18 protein-coding genes and 1 pseudogene are annotated in these 17,304 nt (G+C 37.8%); 8 read left to right on the top strand and 11 right to left on the bottom strand.

Annotated elements, in window-relative coordinates; genetic code table 11:
* The first annotated feature begins 146 nt into the window (after positions 1-146).
* Positions 147-707 (top strand): aminoacyl-tRNA hydrolase, encoded by a 561-nt coding sequence (pth, locus tag ACJVDH_RS17385; RefSeq protein ID WP_443944669.1) that lies wholly within the window; start codon positions 147-149, stop codon positions 705-707.
* A gap of 92 nt (positions 708-799) precedes the next feature.
* Here pth and ACJVDH_RS17380 read toward each other — a convergent pair whose 3' ends face one another.
* Both ACJVDH_RS17380 and ACJVDH_RS17375 read right to left on the bottom strand, forming a co-directional pair.
* Positions 800-1,462: a tetratricopeptide repeat protein gene (locus ACJVDH_RS17380; RefSeq protein WP_443944668.1), complete on the bottom strand. Its 663-nt coding sequence runs from the start codon at positions 1,460-1,462 to the stop codon at positions 800-802.
* Between the two features lie 111 nt (positions 1,463-1,573).
* Positions 1,574-1,981, bottom strand: a complete 408-nt coding sequence (locus tag ACJVDH_RS17375; protein WP_443944667.1) for a hypothetical protein — start codon at positions 1,979-1,981, stop codon at positions 1,574-1,576.
* Between the two features lie 101 nt (positions 1,982-2,082).
* Between ACJVDH_RS17375 and recF the strand changes: the two genes are divergently transcribed.
* Both recF and ACJVDH_RS17365 read left to right on the top strand, forming a co-directional pair.
* Entirely contained in the window at positions 2,083-3,186 is a 1,104-nt protein-coding gene (gene recF / locus ACJVDH_RS17370) for a DNA replication/repair protein RecF (RefSeq protein ID WP_443944666.1), read from the top strand.
* A complete protein-coding gene (locus ACJVDH_RS17365) occupies positions 3,179-3,469 on the top strand; it encodes a DUF721 domain-containing protein (protein WP_443944665.1) in 291 nt (96 codons plus the stop codon). The genes recF and ACJVDH_RS17365 overlap by 8 nt, the downstream gene beginning before the upstream one ends.
* Before the next feature lie 78 nt (positions 3,470-3,547).
* Here the strand turns inward: ACJVDH_RS17365 and ACJVDH_RS17360 are convergent, their stop codons facing one another.
* The 3 genes from ACJVDH_RS17360 to ACJVDH_RS17350 all read right to left on the bottom strand — a co-directional run bounded on the left by ACJVDH_RS17360 (position 3,548) and on the right by ACJVDH_RS17350 (position 5,040).
* The gene (locus tag ACJVDH_RS17360; RefSeq protein WP_443944664.1) at positions 3,548-3,724 is read right to left on the bottom strand and encodes a hypothetical protein; all 177 of its coding nucleotides are present in this window, start codon (positions 3,722-3,724) and stop codon (positions 3,548-3,550) included.
* A 54-nt stretch (positions 3,725-3,778) separates the two neighbouring features.
* Positions 3,779-4,510: an FKBP-type peptidyl-prolyl cis-trans isomerase gene (locus ACJVDH_RS17355; RefSeq protein ID WP_443944663.1), complete on the bottom strand. Its 732-nt coding sequence runs from the start codon at positions 4,508-4,510 to the stop codon at positions 3,779-3,781.
* A gap of 110 nt (positions 4,511-4,620) precedes the next feature.
* Entirely contained in the window at positions 4,621-5,040 is a 420-nt protein-coding gene (locus tag ACJVDH_RS17350; protein ID WP_443944662.1) for a nucleoside-diphosphate kinase, read from the bottom strand.
* A 121-nt stretch (positions 5,041-5,161) separates the two neighbouring features.
* On the opposite strand from ACJVDH_RS17350, the gene ACJVDH_RS17345 reads away from it, so the two are divergent.
* The 3 genes from ACJVDH_RS17345 to ACJVDH_RS17335 all read left to right on the top strand — a co-directional run bounded on the left by ACJVDH_RS17345 (position 5,162) and on the right by ACJVDH_RS17335 (position 8,342).
* Complete coding sequence (locus tag ACJVDH_RS17345; protein WP_443944661.1) at positions 5,162-6,172, top strand: DHH family phosphoesterase; 1,011 nt, start codon at positions 5,162-5,164, stop codon at positions 6,170-6,172.
* A gap of 37 nt (positions 6,173-6,209) precedes the next feature.
* Entirely contained in the window at positions 6,210-7,178 is a 969-nt protein-coding gene (locus ACJVDH_RS17340) for an FKBP-type peptidyl-prolyl cis-trans isomerase (RefSeq protein WP_443944660.1), read from the top strand.
* A 198-nt stretch (positions 7,179-7,376) separates the two neighbouring features.
* On the top strand, positions 7,377-8,342 hold the full coding sequence (locus ACJVDH_RS17335) for an FKBP-type peptidyl-prolyl cis-trans isomerase (protein WP_443944659.1): 966 nt from the start codon (positions 7,377-7,379) through the stop codon (positions 8,340-8,342).
* Between the two features lie 83 nt (positions 8,343-8,425).
* Here the strand turns inward: ACJVDH_RS17335 and ACJVDH_RS17330 are convergent, their stop codons facing one another.
* The 3 genes and pseudogenes from ACJVDH_RS17330 to ACJVDH_RS17320 form a co-directional block, all read right to left on the bottom strand.
* Positions 8,426-10,372, bottom strand: coding sequence for a beta-N-acetylhexosaminidase (locus tag ACJVDH_RS17330; protein ID WP_443944658.1), 1,947 nt, complete (start codon positions 10,370-10,372; stop codon positions 8,426-8,428).
* Positions 10,373-10,428: 56 nt separating this feature from the next.
* Positions 10,429-10,755: pseudogene (locus tag ACJVDH_RS17325) on the bottom strand (DUF7793 family protein); the annotation flags it as partial.
* A 73-nt stretch (positions 10,756-10,828) separates the two neighbouring features.
* Entirely contained in the window at positions 10,829-11,542 is a 714-nt protein-coding gene (locus ACJVDH_RS17320; RefSeq protein ID WP_443944657.1) for a gamma-glutamyl-gamma-aminobutyrate hydrolase family protein, read from the bottom strand.
* Between the two features lie 158 nt (positions 11,543-11,700).
* Between ACJVDH_RS17320 and ACJVDH_RS17315 the strand changes: the two genes are divergently transcribed.
* Entirely contained in the window at positions 11,701-13,776 is a 2,076-nt protein-coding gene (locus ACJVDH_RS17315) for a M48 family metalloprotease (protein ID WP_443944656.1), read from the top strand.
* Between the two features lie 24 nt (positions 13,777-13,800).
* Here the strand turns inward: ACJVDH_RS17315 and yiaA are convergent, their stop codons facing one another.
* Positions 13,801-14,199 carry an inner membrane protein YiaA gene (yiaA, locus tag ACJVDH_RS17310; protein ID WP_443944655.1) on the bottom strand — a complete coding sequence of 133 codons (399 nt, stop codon included), beginning with the start codon at positions 14,197-14,199 and terminating at the stop codon, positions 13,801-13,803.
* A 133-nt stretch (positions 14,200-14,332) separates the two neighbouring features.
* On the opposite strand from yiaA, the gene ACJVDH_RS17305 reads away from it, so the two are divergent.
* Entirely contained in the window at positions 14,333-15,829 is a 1,497-nt protein-coding gene (locus ACJVDH_RS17305; RefSeq protein ID WP_443944654.1) for an NAD(P)H-hydrate dehydratase, read from the top strand.
* 59 nt (positions 15,830-15,888) lie between these two features.
* Here the strand turns inward: ACJVDH_RS17305 and ACJVDH_RS17300 are convergent, their stop codons facing one another.
* Together ACJVDH_RS17300 and ACJVDH_RS17295 are read right to left on the bottom strand one after the other, a co-directional pair.
* Positions 15,889-16,743 (bottom strand): anti-sigma factor, encoded by an 855-nt coding sequence (locus tag ACJVDH_RS17300; protein WP_443944653.1) that lies wholly within the window; start codon positions 16,741-16,743, stop codon positions 15,889-15,891.
* Positions 16,744-16,745: 2 nt separating this feature from the next.
* Positions 16,746-17,297: an RNA polymerase sigma factor gene (locus ACJVDH_RS17295; protein WP_443944652.1), complete on the bottom strand. Its 552-nt coding sequence runs from the start codon at positions 17,295-17,297 to the stop codon at positions 16,746-16,748.
* Positions 17,298-17,304 lie beyond the last annotated feature (7 nt).

The raw sequence follows: 17,304 nt of genomic DNA, 5'->3' as shown, positions 1-17,304 counted from the left end.
GCAGGTCAACTGTGATATCCAAAACCCTAAAGCGGTGCAAAGAAATTTGTACCGCTTTTTTTTTCAACGCTCAACCATTTTTCGGCTTTCTGCGTGTGCTGTTAAATCTCTTTGCAGCTTTCCTCTTTATCTTTTACATTTGCGCCATGAAATATCTAATCGTCGGTTTGGGCAATATTGGACCCGAATATGCACAAACCAGGCATAATATCGGATTTGACATTGCCGATGAACTGGTAAAAGGACTTAATGGAAGTTTCGATCTGCTTCGCTTGGCTTACTACGCCGAGGTTGGTTTTAAAGGCAAGAAATTCCATGTTATTAAGCCTACAACTTTCATGAATCTGAGTGGTAAAGCAGTAAATTATTGGATGAAAGAACTCAAAATTGCGCCGGAAAATGTTTTGGTTATTGTAGATGACCTTGCCTTGCCTCTCGGAAAACTACGTTTGAAATTGCAAGGAAGCAGTGCCGGTCACAATGGCTTAAAAAGCATAGAAGAGGTTTGCGGCGGACAAAATTATGCTCGCCTTCGTTTTGGTATCGGCGATGATTATCCTAAAGGCCGACAGGTTGATTTTGTTCTGGGTAAGTTTGATAAAGAAGAACAGCTTGAATTGCCTGCATTAATTGATAAGAGTGTAGAGCTGATTAAAAGTTTCGCTACAATGGGTCCCGCAAAAACAATGACCGCTTTCAATAAATAATCCCCAAAGGATACATTTTTCATCAAAGTTCTTTGGATACAAAAAAGGCCATCAAATTAATTTGATGGCCTTTTTAATATTGTATAATGTAATTATTTCACTTTTTCTTGAGCTCTTGCGATATACGCGTCGATCAATTGTGCTTCAGCACTTTCAGGATACTGCGTTTTAATTTTTGTGTAAGAATCAACAGCACCTTTAAAATCGTTTAGATTTTCGCTTACCAAACCTAGTTTTTTCAAAAACATAGGAGAAGTGAATTTGCTTGCTTTATCTGCAGCTTTCTTGTAATATGTAGACGCTTGCTTGTAATCTTTCAATTCGCTGTATGCATCTCCCAATAAGCCTAAAGCCAACGGATCTGCAACCGGACTACCTGTAGCAGAATATTTGCTCAATGCATCGATAGCTTGTTTGTATTCGCCTTTGCGCAAATAAATACCACCAAGATACAAATTAGCCAAATTAGCCGATTTAGTATTGTCATATTCTTTTGCAATAGCTTCTAAGCCCATATATCCGCCTTCCCCTTTAACCGCTTTATTTGAAAGTGAATCTACACCTATAAATTGCTCAGATTTGAACATTTTACTTGCTGCTTCTTCTGCACGGCCTTTTAAGTAGACGCCTTGATACCATAAATATACACCAACCAACAAAACAATAGCACCTGCGATGAATAACAAGCTTTTATTGTTTTCCTGTATAAATGAACCTTTTCTAGGTTGAATAGTCTGATTATCTGTTGTAGACATGTTTGTTTAAAAAATTGAGATTGCAAAAATACATTTTTAAGTCAAAGTATCAACCTTTATTTGTAAGTATTTGATTATACATTAGTTGTTTAGCCAATACGAAGAAGAATACTATTTAAGCAAACGGATTAAGGTATGAAACCAGGTTTGGTTATTGGTGAAAAGACCCGAATAATCGATAATCAGATAAATGATTTGTCTTTCAAGGGCATTTCTGGATGAAGTTATACGAATAGGTTGCCAAAACATTCCAAAATTTGTTGTAGATGAAGCAGGGAAAATATCATCAAATCCCATATACACTTCCTCAATTTCTGATAAAGGAAGACTTAACTCTGTTTCGCCGGCAATATAAATTCCGCTGGAAGCCAGTAAAATTTCGCCTTTATGTTTGTGTAAACGGGGCAAAAAAGAGAACACACCAGCAATTTTCTTAAACAAACCCTGAGTGCCTTCTTTTACAAGCTCATGATCAAAGGCCCAAAGAACGTTTCCTTCTAATAATTTTTGTGCAACCATTCTAACTAAGTTGATTAAAGATACATTTTTTGCTTTCCCGCCAAGTATTTATTTAACATTTGTTACGTTAAGATGAAAAATAGGTAAATTGCAGGCTATTTATGTGGTTAAAGAATATTACTCTGCTCAATTTCAAAAACTATGGCGATGCCGCAGTTCCGTTCTCAGATACTGTAAATATTTTTACCGGAGATAACGGATCGGGCAAAACGAATATGCTTGATGCCATACATTACCTTTGCCTCTGTAAAAGTTATTTTAATCCGATAGATAGCCAGCAGATTAAAACCGGCGAAGAAGTTTTTATGGTACAAGGCGATTTTGACCGTAACAATAAAAATGAAAAAATTAGCTGTGGCGTAAAGCGTAATCAGAAAAAACAATTTAAACGGAATAAGAAAGAATACGATAAACTGGCCGATCATATTGGTTTGTTTCCTGTGGTAATGATTTCTCCTTACGATGTAAATCTGATTATGGAGGGAAGCGAAGAAAGGCGGAAATTCATCGATAATGTAATATCTCAAACCGATTCCAATTATCTTGATGTACTCATTTCATACAACAAAAGCCTGCTGAATAGAAATGCTTTACTCAAACAAATTGCCATCACCAGAAAATACGATCCCACTTTACTTGAAATTCTGGACGAGCAATTGATTGTTTCCGGAAACCGGATTTTTGAAAAGAGAAAACAGTTTATGGATGAGTTTGTTCCGCTGTTTAATCAATACTACAGCTATTTAACAGATGCAAAAGAATCGGTTCAGTTGTTTTATCAATCTCAGCTTTCTGAGCTTCCATTTCAGATTTTGTTGCAAAAATCTGTAGAGAAAGACCGGGTTCTGGAACGTACAACTACCGGAATACATAAAGATGAACTGGTGTTTTCTATCCATGAAATGCCACTAAAGAAATTCGGATCTCAAGGTCAGCAAAAATCGTTTCTCATAGCGCTTAAATTATCTCAGTATGCATATCTATCTAAGCATAAGGGATTTAAGCCGCTGTTGCTATTGGATGATATTTTTGATAAGCTTGATGATCACCGTGTGCAGAAATTAATGCAAATGGTTTCGCATCACGATTTTGGTCAGATCTTTATTACCGATACCGGAATAGAAAGGGTAAAATCTATTTTTGAAAAGATAGAAGTTGATGTAACTTTGTTCACAGTAGATAACGGAGAGATAAGCCATGCGTAAACCGAATGATGTAACCATGAAAGATGCCATCAGCAAAATGCTTGATGTATACCGGTTGCGCCGCAAATTTGATGAAACTTCTATTTTAGCCATTTGGCCAGAAATTATGGGCACCGCCATTGCAAACAGAACAAAGAAATTGTATATCCACGATAAGAAATTGTTTATCCGGATAGAATCATCAGTTATCAAAAATGAATTGGTTCTGGTTCGGCAAGGCATCATTCAAAAACTAAATGAACACGCCGGTAACGAAGTTATTAATGAAATTGTTTTTCTTTAGTACCGTCAGGGCATTTAACATAAAAAAGGTATAAGACTGTTCTTATACCTTTTTTTATGTTTTGTGTTTTGCATTTGTTTAACTTTTTCCGCCACCAAATATCTTGGCCAGAATCCAGATAATTAAGGCAACAACCACAACCACAACAATGATTCCGGTCCAAACGCCTGCCTTAAATATTCCGCCGATAAGTTCACAACTACTGAGTGTTGAAACCAAAAATGCAATGGTTAATAAAGGAAATACTTTTTTCATACTGATCGTTTTATAGTCAAACATCAGTAGAAAGAGAATGTTTTTCCAAAACGTTTATTTCCCGTTTACTTTTAACAATTCTACTTCAAAAATCAATGCACTGTATGGCGGAATGTCTTGTCCGGCACCACGTTCTCCGTAAGCGAGATCATATGGTACAAAAAATTTGTATTTAGAACCTGCAGGCATTAATTGTAAACCTTCTGTCCACCCTTTAATTACCTGGCCCAATGTTAAAGTTATCGGCTCGCCGCGATCATAAGAACTGTCAAACACCTTACCGTTAAGCAAGCTTCCTTTATAATGTACCAGAACAGAATCTGTTGCTGTTGGCTTAATTCCGGTTCCGGCTGTGATCACTTCATATTGTAAACCGCTTGCCGTAGTTTGTACGCCGGCACGTTTTTTATTTTGCTCCAAAAATGTTTTCCCTTCATTAATGTTTGCAGTAAATTTGCTTTTATTGGCATTGGAAATGGCTTGGCTAATTGCCTCCTGACTTTGTTGTTGCGTCATAGAAGGAGCAGCTCCATTAATCACATCTTTTAAACCTTTCAACAAAGCATCGTAATTGAAAGAAGAAATTCCCGTTGTTTTCAGGCTTGCGCCAATAGAACTTCCAAAAGCATAACTGGTAGAATCGATTCCCGATTTTAATGCCAATACCGCGGGTTTAGCTGTTGCGGCAGGTTTTTTAGCGGCAGTTTTTTTTGCCACAGGCTTGGTTTGTGCGGCTGCTGTTAAGGCTATTCCGGAAGCAACAAGCGTAACTAATATTTTTTTCATCGTGTGTTTATATTTTTATAGGGTATATTTCGGGGCGAAAGATACCATTCTTTTCAAAAAGAAAAACCCCGAAAAAATCCGGGGTTTCAATTCTCTAAATCTCTTAAAGCTTAGAAACGCTCGTCTGCTTTGAAGAAGAAGTTACCTTCAATTTCTGCGTTTTCATCAGAATCTGAACCGTGAACAGCATTTGCATCGATAGATTTTGCATATTTCTGACGGATTGTTCCTTCTGCAGCTTCAGCTGGGTTTGTAGCGCCGATTAATTTTCTGAAATCCTCAACAGCATTGTCTTTTTCAAGAATTGCAGCCACAATTGGACCTGAAGACATAAAAGCTACAAGGTCTTTGTAGAAAGGACGCTCTGCGTGTACAGCATAAAACTGGCCAGCAGTTTCTTCTGTAAGTTTAGTATATTTTAAAGCAATGATTTTAAATCCAGCAGTAGTGATGTCATTTAAAATAGCTCCGATGTGGCCATTTGCAACTGCATCGGGCTTAATCATTGTAAAAGTTCTGTTTGTGCTCATCGTGTTCGTTGTCGAAAATTTTTTTGCAAAAATACGTTTTTATGTATTAATATGAAAAGGATAACGTTAATTAGCGTTTATTAATGTTAAAAATACTTAGCTTTGCAGGCGCAAAAAACATATGCTTACGTTAACAGAATTAAAAACATTACTGGCTACGCCACAGCGAATTGTAATTACTACACATCATAAACCAGATGGCGATGCCATGGGTTCGTCACTCGGTTTATATGCTTATCTGATCCAGAAAGGCCACCATGTACGTGTGGTTACACCAACAGATTACCCTACATTTCTACATTGGATGCCCAATAACGGAGATGTTGTAATTTTTACCGAAGAACAAGAAAAAGCAACGCAATTGGTTGATGAAGCCTCTTTAATTTTCTGTTTAGATTTTAATACACTTAGTCGCATTAATGAACTGGGCGAATTGGTAAGGGCAGCTGGAGCACGAAAAGTGATGATTGATCATCACCTTGAACCAGAAGATTTTGACGATTATCGCCATTGGGATATTAATGCATGTGCTGCCGCTCAACTGGTATTTGATTTTATTGTAAATCAATTGAATGATGAAGCAGGTATTAATAAAGATGTAGCCACTTGCTTATACACCGGAATTATGACCGATTCTGGTTCATTCCGTTTTCCATCTGCAACTTCAGAGGTATACCGCATCGCAGCATGCCTTATTGATTTTGGCGCAGAACACTGGAAAATTCACCAATTGGTGTATGACAATTCAAGCGAAAATCGCATCCGTTTTTTGGGTTACTGCTTGTCTAATAAACTTCAGATTATCAGAGAATACAATACCGCAATCATCTCGGTTACGAAAGAAGAACTGGAAAAATTTCATAGTGCAACCGGCGATACCGAAGGTGTAGTAAATTATGCGCTATCGATAAACGGAATCCGACTGGCTGCGTTGATCATTGAAAGACCAGACAAAGTAAAACTTTCTGTTCGTTCTACAGGAGATTTTCCGGCCAATGAGATTTGTAAAAAATATTTTAGTGGTGGCGGCCATCGCAATGCTGCGGGTGGAGCATCAGAATTGTCATTAAATGAAGTAGTAGATAAATTTACTTCAATTTTAGAAGAATATAAAAATCAATTAATCGCTTAACAGCAAAAGAAAACAACTTTAAATTCAAATAAATTAAATGAAAAAGGGAATTATTATTCTAGCAGCAGCAACTTTAGGTTTAGCAGCTTGTAACAAAGAGAAAAAGGGTGCCGGAGGTTTGTTGTATACCATTCACCACACAGAAGGAAAAGAAAAAATTAAAGAAGGTGATATTGTTAAAATGAACTTTATTCAGAAAAATGATAAAGATTCACTTTTGCAAAGTACTTACAATACAGAAATGCCTGCTGTTTTTCCGGTAGCAAAGAAAACTTATGATGGTGATATGAATGATGTATTAACCATGTTTGGTGAAGGTGACAGTGCAACATTTAAAGTGAATTTGGATACAATGGCTTTGCACACAAAACAGCCTAAACCAGAGCAGTTTAAAAACGATAAATACATTACTTTTACTGTTAAAATTGAAAAAGTATTTAAAAAAGAGAAAAACGAAGCAGATTCTACTTTCCAGAAACGTGCCGGCGAGTTTTTCCAGAAAGATTATGCAGCAACCGTAGAAAAGAAAAAAGGTGCTGAAGATGGTAAATTAAAAAGCTACATTGCCGACAATAAATTGACAACCAAAACTACAGCAAGTGGTTTACAATACATCATTACAGCACCAGGAAACGCGGAAAGAGCAGTTCTTGGCGATACTGTAAACATCAACTACACTGGAAGATTGACCAAAAAGAACGATAAAGGAGATTATCCTGTTTTCGATACAAGCGATGAAAAATTGGCTAAAGCAGAAAACAAATTTATGCCAGGCAGACCATATGGTCCTACCAAAATGCCAGTTGGAGGTACCATCCCTGGATTTACTGAAGCACTTCAGTTAATTGGTAAAGGCGGAAAAATCACTGCAATTATCCCTTCAAAATTAGGTTATGGCGAGCAAGGTGCGCCTCAGGCAGGAATTATGCCGTACAGCCCAATCGTTTTTGAAATCGAAATTGTAGATATTCTTAAACCAAAAGCTGCTCAACCAGCTGCAAAATAATAATTGCTAAAAATACTATTCTAAGCCCTGGCCAAAAGCCGGGGCTTTTTTTTGGTCAGAATAATCAAACAATACCATTCATTTGAGGTTTTTATGCAGATAGATAATGGACGGAAAAAGATTATCGGCTATCTTTGCCTGCGATTTTTAGGACACGGAAAAATCATCCATGTCCAAAACCTAAATCATAGAATATCAATGAAAAAAACAATGATTGTACTTTTTGCCGCAGCTTTGGGTTTAAGTGCATGCAACAGATTTGAAAAAGGAGAGGGCGACCTAACCTACAGGATCATCCGTAATGATGGTAAAGAAAAAATCAAAGAAGGCGATTATGTAAAAATGAATGGAATCCAGGTGGTTGACACTAAAAATGGCGATTCTATTATGGTTAATACATATGATAATGAAAGACCAGCTTTTTTTCAAATCAGTAAACAAATGTTTGTTGGCGATATGACCGCCGGATTGAAATTACTTGGCGAGGGAGACAGCGCAGTATTTAAACTGAATCTGGATTCTATGGCAAAATACTCTAGCGTTCCCAAACCGTCAAATGCGAAAGACAATTATGCAACCTTCACTGTGAAAATTGAAAAGGTATTGCATAAAGCTCAAAATGAACCCGATAGTGTTTTTGAAAAAAAGAAACGTGACTTCTTTGAAGAAGAATATAAAGCGTTGATCCAAAAAAATAAAGCTTCTGAAGCCGGGAAAATTTCTAACTATGTAAAAGAAAATAACCTGGAGGTGAAAACAACTGCATCTGGACTTCAATACGTCATCGAAAATCCGGGTAACACAGAACGTGCGGCACTTGCAGATACTGTTCTTGTCAATTATACCGGTACTTTTACCAATAAAAAAAGCGATAGTAAACCAAATGTATTTGATACCACAAATGAAAAAATTGCTAAAGAAGCCGGAATTTATTCTCCGCAGGTACAATACACCCCGCGTCCACTGCCTCTTGTAATGTTGCCGAAAGGTTTTATAGAAGGTATACAGTTGGTGGGCATTGGTGGAAAAGTAAAACTCATTATTCCATCTAAACTTGCATATGGCGAAAATGGTGGTGCGTCCATCAATCCATTTACGCCGTTGGTTTTTGATGTTGAACTTAAAGGCATACAGAAAGCCGGAAATGCGACTGCAGGTTTGTAAACGGTCAGTAATAGAGAATATTTAAAACATAAAAAAACCTTCAGATATTTACATCTGAAGGTTTTTTTATGTCAAGACTTATGTTATCTGGCGCGTTTTTGTAATTCGGAAACCGGCATGCTGATTAACCTTCCGATAGGTGATTTGCCTTTGTACGTAATTACACGTAGCATGCTCGCATCTTTAGGTACGGTAAGTGCTTCGGTATATTTTGGATAAAACCGATCCGGACTTGAGTTGTCAAAGCTATAGTAGATATCCAGTCCATCTGTTTCAGTTGTCAGCTCCACTAAAAGTTGTTTATCCGCGCTTCTTTTTACCGTAAATATCGGATCATACAAAGCCGGAGAATATTTCACATTGGCAAAATCCAGCCTTTTGAAATGTTGCTCGGTACGGTCTACAAAATTAGTCCAGTTTTTTTTCTCGATTGGGCTCCAGATAGATTCAGAAATAGCAAATGCACGTGGCCAAACCATATATTGAACCTGTCTGAAATTAAAAATTTGTTCTGTCCAAAGGTTTGCTTGTCCGCCGATGACGTATTTGGCATTTACACTTGCCGGTAGAGGATTAAATTGATAAGCTTTATTTAAGCGCAATGACGCATACACACGAGGTTCTGTAATGGCATCAGCTTGCATATAATCCAGATAAGCAAATTCTGTTGGACTCATTACTACATTGTGCTTATCGTTGGCTGCCTGAATACCATATTTCATACCTCTCCAACTCATTACCGAGGCTGTTGGAGAAACGCCACCTTCTAGAATTTCATCCCACCCCATAAATTTTTTTCCTTTAGATACGACGATTTTCTCTACACGTTTTTCAAAATATGCCTGTACCTGCGGGATTGTTTTTAGGTTTTCGCGCTGCATCAGTTGCTTTACCTGCTCATTTTTTTCCCAGAAATTGTGCGGTGCCTCATCTCCGCCCATATGAATATACTCAAAAGGAAAAAGTTTAGCCACTTGAGTAATTACGGTATCTAAAAAAGCATAAACCTTTTCGTTTGCAGGGCAAAGCGTATTGTCTACCAAAGCTAAAGGTGGCGCTCCGCGGCTCCAATCCATAATTTTTTCACCTGAACGCACTTTATAATTTACGGCATCTGCTGTGCAAGACAATTCCGGATACGATGAAATTACCGCTAAACTATGTCCTGGTACATCAATTTCGGGCATAATATTTACGAAACGTTCTTGTGCGTATTGTACCAATTCTTTGATGTCTTCTTGCGTATAAAAGCCGCCGTATGTACGCGGTTCATCTGCAGTTGGCGGAATAAAATCGCCGAAAGTACCCACCTTCTTTACACTCCAGGCACCCACTTCTGTAAGTTTTGGTAAACCTTTAATTTCAATCCGCCAACCTTCATCATCTGTTAAATGTAGATGAAGCAGATTAAATTTATAGCGGACCATATCGTCTATAAATTGTTTCACTTCTTGTTTGGTGAAAAAATGCCGCGCAACATCAAACATCAATCCTCGCCAGCCGAGTTTTGGGTAATCAACAATATCTACGCAAGGCGATTTCCACTCTATATTCGCCACAACTTCCTTACTTTCTATCTCTGCCGGAAACAGCTGCAATAAAGATTGCACGCCATAAAAAATACCGACAGGTTTATTTGCAGTGATAATAATCTGCGAAGGATTTACACTTAAACGATATCCTTCTAAACCCAATTGGGCATCATTCTGCGTATTTAAAACCATTTTTATGGTTGGATTGCTGGCAGAAGCAACTGTGTTTACAAATTTACCTGTAGCGGTCGTAATTTTTTCGGATAGAAACTCTACTGATTCTTTAAGATCTGCGCCTTTGGTTGTCTGGATAGTAACGTTCTCCGGGAGAACGAACATGCCAGATTTTTTCATTAGAGAAACCGGTTCAGGAATAATTGCAATGGCTGTTTGTACTGCGCCATCTGTTTCGCCAATTTCAGTTTCGTTCACAATAGTCTGTGCAAAACTTCCTGCACCAATCGCGCAGATTGACAGGAATAGAAATAACTTCTTCATCAAAATTAAATGTAGGTTAACCTTTAACTATTAATCTGCAATGTATCAAAAAAAGATTAATGCGCCGTGCAAATTGTTAGCCAGAAAATTGCCAAAGCCATTCTACTGATCAACATCGTCAGAAAAAGATTGGATAGGAATGGGTGGTTTTTCAGTTTAAACAATAGCTTGATGATAAATTGTGAAAGACCTTTTTTAGATTTCATAGCCATTGCAGTATATATTTCAGGCAATTTTTCTGTAGAGAATTTTCGGGTTTCCCTATCGGCTACAGGCGAATTTTTAAGATAAAGTAACAGTGGAACTCTCTGGTTATTTGTAATCTTTTTGACAAGCTCTACATGGGCTGTTATATTTCTTACAATTCTCGAAACTGATTTTGAGTAAGAAAATAGTACGTCATTTTAAACACGTTATCGGCAATTTCGCCGGAAATCCGGGGTTGGTTTGTGCCAATCATCTGTTGATTTTTTCTTGAATTACAGCGGCAATAAATGCCTCATGAAGGTTTTTGGAAAACGGGCTAAGCTGATCTTTCATCCGTTCAGGATGCCACTGTACCAAACACAGAAATGCATGGTTTTCTGTTTCTTGGCGTTCAATCGCTTCTATGACACCGTCAGTTGTAATGGCAGAGGCGACTAAGCCTTTGCCAACTTTATCCGGACTTTGATGGTGATTGCTGTTTACCAAACCTGCATTTGTATTCACGATCTGACTTAACCAAGAAGATGGATTTACGATAATTTCATGGTAACGGTCGCTTTTATCAGGCATTTTAGCGTGGTTAAATTTACCCCAACTTGCAATATCCGGAATTAAAGTTCCACCGAAAAAAACATTGGCAACCTGTATGCCGCGGCAAATTCCAAAAACTGGGATTCTATTTTTTTCTGTATAGTTTAGAACTGCAAATTCGAATTCATCCCGTTTTTCGTCTACATCATCCTGATGGCAATAAACATAATATTCTGGTTGATGATAATAGCGCGGATGAACGTCTTCTCCGCCAGTAAGCACAATGCCGTCACAATTTTCAATGGCATTGAAATTGTTGAATTTGTGGCCGAGGCGAATAATTTCAATATTTGAATAGTCTCTGTGAACCCAATTTGCATAAATTTCAAACTTACTGCAATCGATAACACCAATTTTTAAAGTATCCGACATTTTTGATTTTTTGAAAGGAACAAAATACACGGATCACGTTAGAATAACAAACAATGTTTAACACCTGAATTGCTGAAATTTTATCTGATCGTTTTTATGCAGATTATTAAGGCACACTTCAACGGGCTTTGTTATATTGCATGACTATTCTTTTCAAAATGCAAACTGACGCGCTCCAACCTTCTACCGAATTTAGAAAAATGGCCAAGCAGGCCGTTTGGTCTATTGTTTTATTTATAGCAACCTATTTCGTTTTAATATTACTGGCTATAGCACTCACAGTTTTGGCCGCAATGGGCGGCGTGCTGATCATTGCAATAAAACCGATGTTTATCACCTTCGCATTGGGTTTGGGTTTAATGTCTTTTGGCGTATTGATTTTAATCTTTTTGGTGAAGTTTATCTTTCGGCGGGTGGTAATAGACCGATCACATTTAACTGAAATTAAACCAGGTGAACAACCGGAATTATTCAAAATGATTTCCGGAATCGTGAAAGAGGTAGGAACAGATTTCCCAAAACGCGTGTATTTCTCGTCAGAAGTAAATGCCTCGGTTTTTTACGATTCGAGTTTCTGGAGTATGTTTTTCCCGGTTAGGAAGAATCTGCAAATTGGTTTGGGGCTGATGAATTCCGTATCCATTGATGAACTTAAAGCCATTTTAGCACATGAGTTTGGTCACTTCTCGCAGAAAAGCATGCGTGTTGGTGCATACGTTTACAATGTAAACCGAATTATTTACAATGTACTTAACGAAAACGACGGTTTTGGAAATGCCATAAATAAATGGGCAAGTATGAGCAACTTTATCGCCTTATTTGTTATGCTGGCCGCTAAAGTAATAGAAGGTATTCAGTATATTTTAAGAAAAGTGTATACCAGGGTTAACTTAAGCCATATGGCGCTTTCAAGAGAAATGGAATTCCATGCCGATACAGTTGCGGCACATGTGGCAGGTTCTGCGCCTTTAATTAATTCTTTGCTGCGCTTGCAACTGGCCGATTATTCCATGAATCGCATTTATTCTTTCTACGATGCTAAAATCAGATGTAATGAAAAAACCAATAATATTTTTCCGCAGCATTATTTTTTGATTTGCTTATTTGCAAAGGATCAAAAGCTTGATTTTAAAGATAATCTTCCTTTAATTTTACAGGATACCCATAAAAAATTCAATAAAAGTAAATTGGTTTTAAAAGATCAGTGGGCATCACATCCGAGTACGGCAGATCGTATTGTACATTTGCAAAACCTCAATCTGCCACTGCGCAATTACGGTAGTGGTATTTCTACAACACTACTAAATAACAAAGAAGTGGTCATGGAACAAATTACGGCTAAATTATTTGAAACGGTAACTTTTTCGGATACGCCTATTGTTACTGATGAACAAGCTTTTGAAGCTGAATTTCTTAAAGAACGTAAGGAAAATTCACTTCCCGATGTTTTTAATGGATTTTTTGACTTTCGAAATCCATATGTACAAAAAGAAACAATAGCACAGGAAAACGAACATACAAGTATTAAGGTTAGTAAGGTATTTGGCGACCAAACGTTGGATCTGATTTATGAACGAGAGGCATTGCTTTCAGATCTTGCTATAATTCAGGATGTTGCCAGCGGAAACTTAGATATAAAATCTTTTGATTATGATGGCGTCCGATATTCAAAATTCGATGCAGCGGCATTTATTGTTTACCTGAAAGAAGAGATTAAAAAGATTGAAATTACACTCGATGATTTGGATAAACAAATCTATTATGCATTCAAACAACTTGCCACTGAACAAAATCTTTTAGAAACGTTTAATGAGAAGTATGTAAAGTACAATAAGATTGCACTGGTGTTTTTAGAACAGGAAGCAATTTATAATAAGATGGTGCAGACAAGTGCATTTGTGCATACTTCGATGACCTTCGAATTGATCGAGCAGAATATGTTTATGCTGAAAAAGGAAGAAAAAAACTTTAAGGCCGCTATCCAGGATTTGCTTGTTCATCCGCTATACAATTTAGAGCAAAAATCAAGAACGGATTTTGAACACTATCTCGAAACAGATAAGGCTTATTTTGGTGGAAAAATTTACTTTAATCTACAGGTGGAAGAACTGATGAAGGCTATAAATACTTTTGGACAGATTATTTTTCAGACTCAATTTGCTGTCCGGAAAGAGTTGTTGGTTTTTGAGTCGGCATTGATTGACGCAGTTCCGATGAATGTAGAAGGCCAATAGACAATCTATCGGCCCTTTAAAAAATTAATCTTCTTTTTTTAAAACCTGCGCATCGCGGGTATTTTTTTGTACAGAAATTGCACCAAAGAGAGACAATAAAAATGCAAATGCATAAAAACCTTTTTCGCTTGGCAATAAGGTTGCATTCCATAACCCGATTACGAGCAGAGCAATGGTAAGTAAAGTAGAAAACCAGCTTATACCGTAATAAATATCCGTTACCGGGATATTTTCCAGTCTGTCTCTTACCGCTTTTTGTAATGAAATTACAGCAAACAAACCGAACATAAGTACGGTGAAATAGTAACCTTTTTCATTAAGCAGCATATCAGAGCGCCACAGGCCTACAATGAAGCCAATCATTCCAATTCCTAATGCCAGCCAGGCAGCCGCAATAAATGCGTTTGATGGTTTTTGATTCATGTTTGAGATTTTAATTTATCATGTTACCCGCAAAAATTACGGATAAGGGCATTAAGGTAATAAATAATTGCGAATCTCCAAGAGCCAAACAAAAACTCAATATCTTGCATTACTATATAAATACCTTTAGAAAATGCTAAACCTGATTACAGCCGATCAAATGCGGAAAGCGGATGAATTTACCATCCAAAATAAGCCAATTGCTTCTATAGATTTGATGGAGCAGGCCGCACGCGCTTTTGCACACGCCTTTATTCTTGATGAGCCAGATCGGGATCAGATGATTTCTGTCGTTTGTGGGAAAGGAAATAACGGTGGCGACGGACTTGCTATCGCGCATTTGTTGTCTGCATATGGTTACCAAAATATCACGATTTATCTCGTCAATTTTAGTAAGAAAGAAACGCCTGATTTTGCCATAAACAAACAACGTATCAAAGAATCGGCACTTAAAATGATTCAGGTTAGCCAACCTGCTGATTGTGAAAAACTGAAAGGCTCATTAATAATTGATGCCATTCTGGGTTCTGGCTTAAATAAACCTTTGGAGGGGAAATATGCAGATCTGGCACAAATCATTAATGCGCAGCACAAGAAAATTTATGCCGTCGATGTACCAACCGGTTTTTTTTCAGAAGGGCCAATAACTACAGGATTTAGTGGAATAAAAGCGAATAAAACCATCTCATTTCAACGGCCTAAAATAAATTTCTTCTTTCCTGAATCTATCGCTGCAACAGAAGAATTTATGGTGGTAAATATCGGACTTGATGAAACCTTCATTCAAGAACAGAAGAGCGAATTTACGTTAATGGAAGATTCGGATTTTAGAAAAATGCTAAAATCAAGAAAGTGTTTTACGCATAAAGGAACTTATGGACATGCTTTGATTGTAGCTGGTAACGTAAATACGATGGGCGCGGCACTTTTAGCCAGCAGCGCTTGTTTGCACAGCGGTGCCGGACTTACAACTGCCTGTATCCCGCAAACCGGATTAATTGCGCTGAATACCAGTTTGCCAGAAGTAATGGCATTAACCCGCGATGGATCTATAGAAATTGAAAAATTTGAGGCTTATAATTCGATAGCTGTTGGGCCAGGTTTAGGTATTTCAAAACAAAACGAGGTGCTTTTAGATCAACTTATTACCCAATCTGTTTATACACTAATTCTTGATGCAGATGCATTGAACATTCTGTCGCAGCGTAAAGATTTGTTGAATAAACTACCTGAAAATACCATTCTTACACCACACATGAAAGAGTTTGACCGCATATTTGGAGATCACGAGCATTGGTGGGCCCGAGTTCAGAAAGCAAGAATAGAGGCACAAGCGAGAAAGTTGGTAATCGTGCTGAAAAACCAATATACATTTGTGTGCGTGCCAGATGGGAGAATTTACATCAATCCAAGTGGAAACCCGGCGATGGCGCAGGGCGGGATGGGAGATGTTTTAACGGGCATTTTGGCGGCGTTCGTTGCACAGGGTTACACACCAACAGAATCGGCTCTGTTGGCTTGTTACGTGCATGGAAAAGCAGGCGATGAACTTTCGCATCTGAGATTTGTAGTACCCGCGGGCGAAATCGCCCGCCAGTTGCCTGTAACAATTAAAAACCTATCAGTTTAATAAAAAAAGCCCCGGAAAATATTTCCGGGGCTTTTATGTACTTTGGTGATTTATTTTATCTAAACGCCGCCCATAACAGTTAATTTCTCCATAGTCGGATTAACACTGCCACCCATTGGTTCTACCGTAACAGCAAAAGCCTGCGCTTCTTGGATTGCTTGCATTTTTAACAAGGCTTCATTGGCAACAGAATCTTTTTTGCCAAAAACACCTAAGCTTACTGGCTTTCCATTAACAAGAGCCCAAAGCTGATACTCATGTGTATCATCCGTTTTAGGCAGATCCATCGCAACATAATTGATCAGAACACTTTTATCTTTTTTGTTCCAATACACATTCATTTTAGAAGACGGACTAAATGCCTGGCCCTGCATGCGTATGGTTGCCCATTCTTTGCTATCGTTCATTTGAACCATATTATCCAATCCTTTGTTCTCAAACTCAAGATGACTTACCACACCGGCAAATTTTTCTTTATCGAGATTCAGGCTCGCGATCTGATCATGTGCGTCGTTTAATTTTCCGTAAGTGATGATTAAAGATGCAGTACTGATTACCAGCAGTGCAATACAAGCCACAAGTGCAAATCTTAGTACCCTGATTTTACCATCACTATGATCCATTCTAACGATTTTTGGTTCGCTGATCGGTTCAGTAATTTTATGTTCTTCTTCAAAACTGTCTGTTAAAAGCCCCAATTTATTAAACAATTGTTCTTCAACATCAGCAGATGGCTCTACTGCATTTTGCATAGCATACTGCTCCATAGTGATTTCTATGGCCGAAATTTCTTCCTGAACTTCAGGATAGCGGGATGCCATTTCTTGAACCTGCAACATTTCTTCAGATGGTAAATCACCTAAAACGTACAGTTCAAGTACCCCAGATTCGATATATGCCTTTAAATTTTCCACGCTCAATTAAAACTCCTCCTCAATTCAATTATAGCCAAACGGACACGCGTTTTTACCGTACCCAGAGGCAGATTTAACCTTTCTGCAGTTTCTACGTGTGTAAAGCCCTTGTAGTAAACTAAGTCTAAAACCTCTTTTAAATCAGGTTTTAAATTGTCTACAAGTTGCTTAACACCAAGAACATCGGGATTAAAAGTAACCTTGTTTTGCTCTTCAACGAAACTTACGTTATTTTCGATATCTTGGTTTTTGAGGGAGTTCTTAAAATCTTTCGAGCGGAGTTTATCAATAGATAGGTTACGGGCAATATTCATCATCCAGGTAAACAAACGACCTTTAGATTCGTCGTAGTTACCGGCTGATTGCCAGATCTTTACAAATGTTTCTTGCAGAACATCTTCGGCAAGTTCGGTATTGATTACAATACGCGAAATTACACCGTACAGCGCTGAGGAATACATGCTGTAAATTGTTTTCAGTACTTGCGAATCTTTCGATTGAAGTCCTAAAACAATTTGAGGTTCAGTTAAGGATGGTTTTTTATATGCAGTCACTATGTTT

Source organism: Pedobacter terrestris (assembly GCF_052343045.1).
Taxonomy (GTDB): Bacteria; Bacteroidota; Bacteroidia; order Sphingobacteriales; family Sphingobacteriaceae; genus Pedobacter.
The sequence above is the reverse complement of the archived record's forward strand: the minus strand, read 5'-3'. Positions and strand labels throughout refer to the sequence as shown.

What these genes read in the sequence shown, in the direction of transcription:
- pth (WP_443944669.1), top strand. Translation starts at nt 147, where the DNA reads ATGAAATATCTAATCGTCGGTTTGGGCAATATTGGACCCGAATATGCA.
- ACJVDH_RS17335 (WP_443944659.1), top strand. Translation starts at nt 7,377, where the DNA reads ATGAAAAAAACAATGATTGTACTTTTTGCCGCAGCTTTGGGTTTAAGT.
- ACJVDH_RS17345 (WP_443944661.1), top strand. Translation starts at nt 5,162, where the DNA reads ATGCTTACGTTAACAGAATTAAAAACATTACTGGCTACGCCACAGCGA.
- ACJVDH_RS17350 (WP_443944662.1), bottom strand. Translation starts at nt 5,040, where the DNA reads ATGAGCACAAACAGAACTTTTACAATGATTAAGCCCGATGCAGTTGCA.
- yiaA (WP_443944655.1), bottom strand. Translation starts at nt 14,199, where the DNA reads ATGAATCAAAAACCATCAAACGCATTTATTGCGGCTGCCTGGCTGGCA.
- ACJVDH_RS17380 (WP_443944668.1), bottom strand. Translation starts at nt 1,462, where the DNA reads ATGTCTACAACAGATAATCAGACTATTCAACCTAGAAAAGGTTCATTT.
- ACJVDH_RS17305 (WP_443944654.1), top strand. Translation starts at nt 14,333, where the DNA reads ATGCTAAACCTGATTACAGCCGATCAAATGCGGAAAGCGGATGAATTT.
- ACJVDH_RS17375 (WP_443944667.1), bottom strand. Translation starts at nt 1,981, where the DNA reads ATGGTTGCACAAAAATTATTAGAAGGAAACGTTCTTTGGGCCTTTGAT.
- ACJVDH_RS17355 (WP_443944663.1), bottom strand. Translation starts at nt 4,510, where the DNA reads ATGAAAAAAATATTAGTTACGCTTGTTGCTTCCGGAATAGCCTTAACA.
- ACJVDH_RS17365 (WP_443944665.1), top strand. Translation starts at nt 3,179, where the DNA reads ATGCGTAAACCGAATGATGTAACCATGAAAGATGCCATCAGCAAAATG.
- ACJVDH_RS17340 (WP_443944660.1), top strand. Translation starts at nt 6,210, where the DNA reads ATGAAAAAGGGAATTATTATTCTAGCAGCAGCAACTTTAGGTTTAGCA.
- ACJVDH_RS17330 (WP_443944658.1), bottom strand. Translation starts at nt 10,372, where the DNA reads ATGAAGAAGTTATTTCTATTCCTGTCAATCTGCGCGATTGGTGCAGGA.
- ACJVDH_RS17315 (WP_443944656.1), top strand. Translation starts at nt 11,701, where the DNA reads ATGCAAACTGACGCGCTCCAACCTTCTACCGAATTTAGAAAAATGGCC.
- ACJVDH_RS17360 (WP_443944664.1), bottom strand. Translation starts at nt 3,724, where the DNA reads ATGAAAAAAGTATTTCCTTTATTAACCATTGCATTTTTGGTTTCAACA.
- ACJVDH_RS17320 (WP_443944657.1), bottom strand. Translation starts at nt 11,542, where the DNA reads ATGTCGGATACTTTAAAAATTGGTGTTATCGATTGCAGTAAGTTTGAA.
- recF (WP_443944666.1), top strand. Translation starts at nt 2,083, where the DNA reads ATGTGGTTAAAGAATATTACTCTGCTCAATTTCAAAAACTATGGCGAT.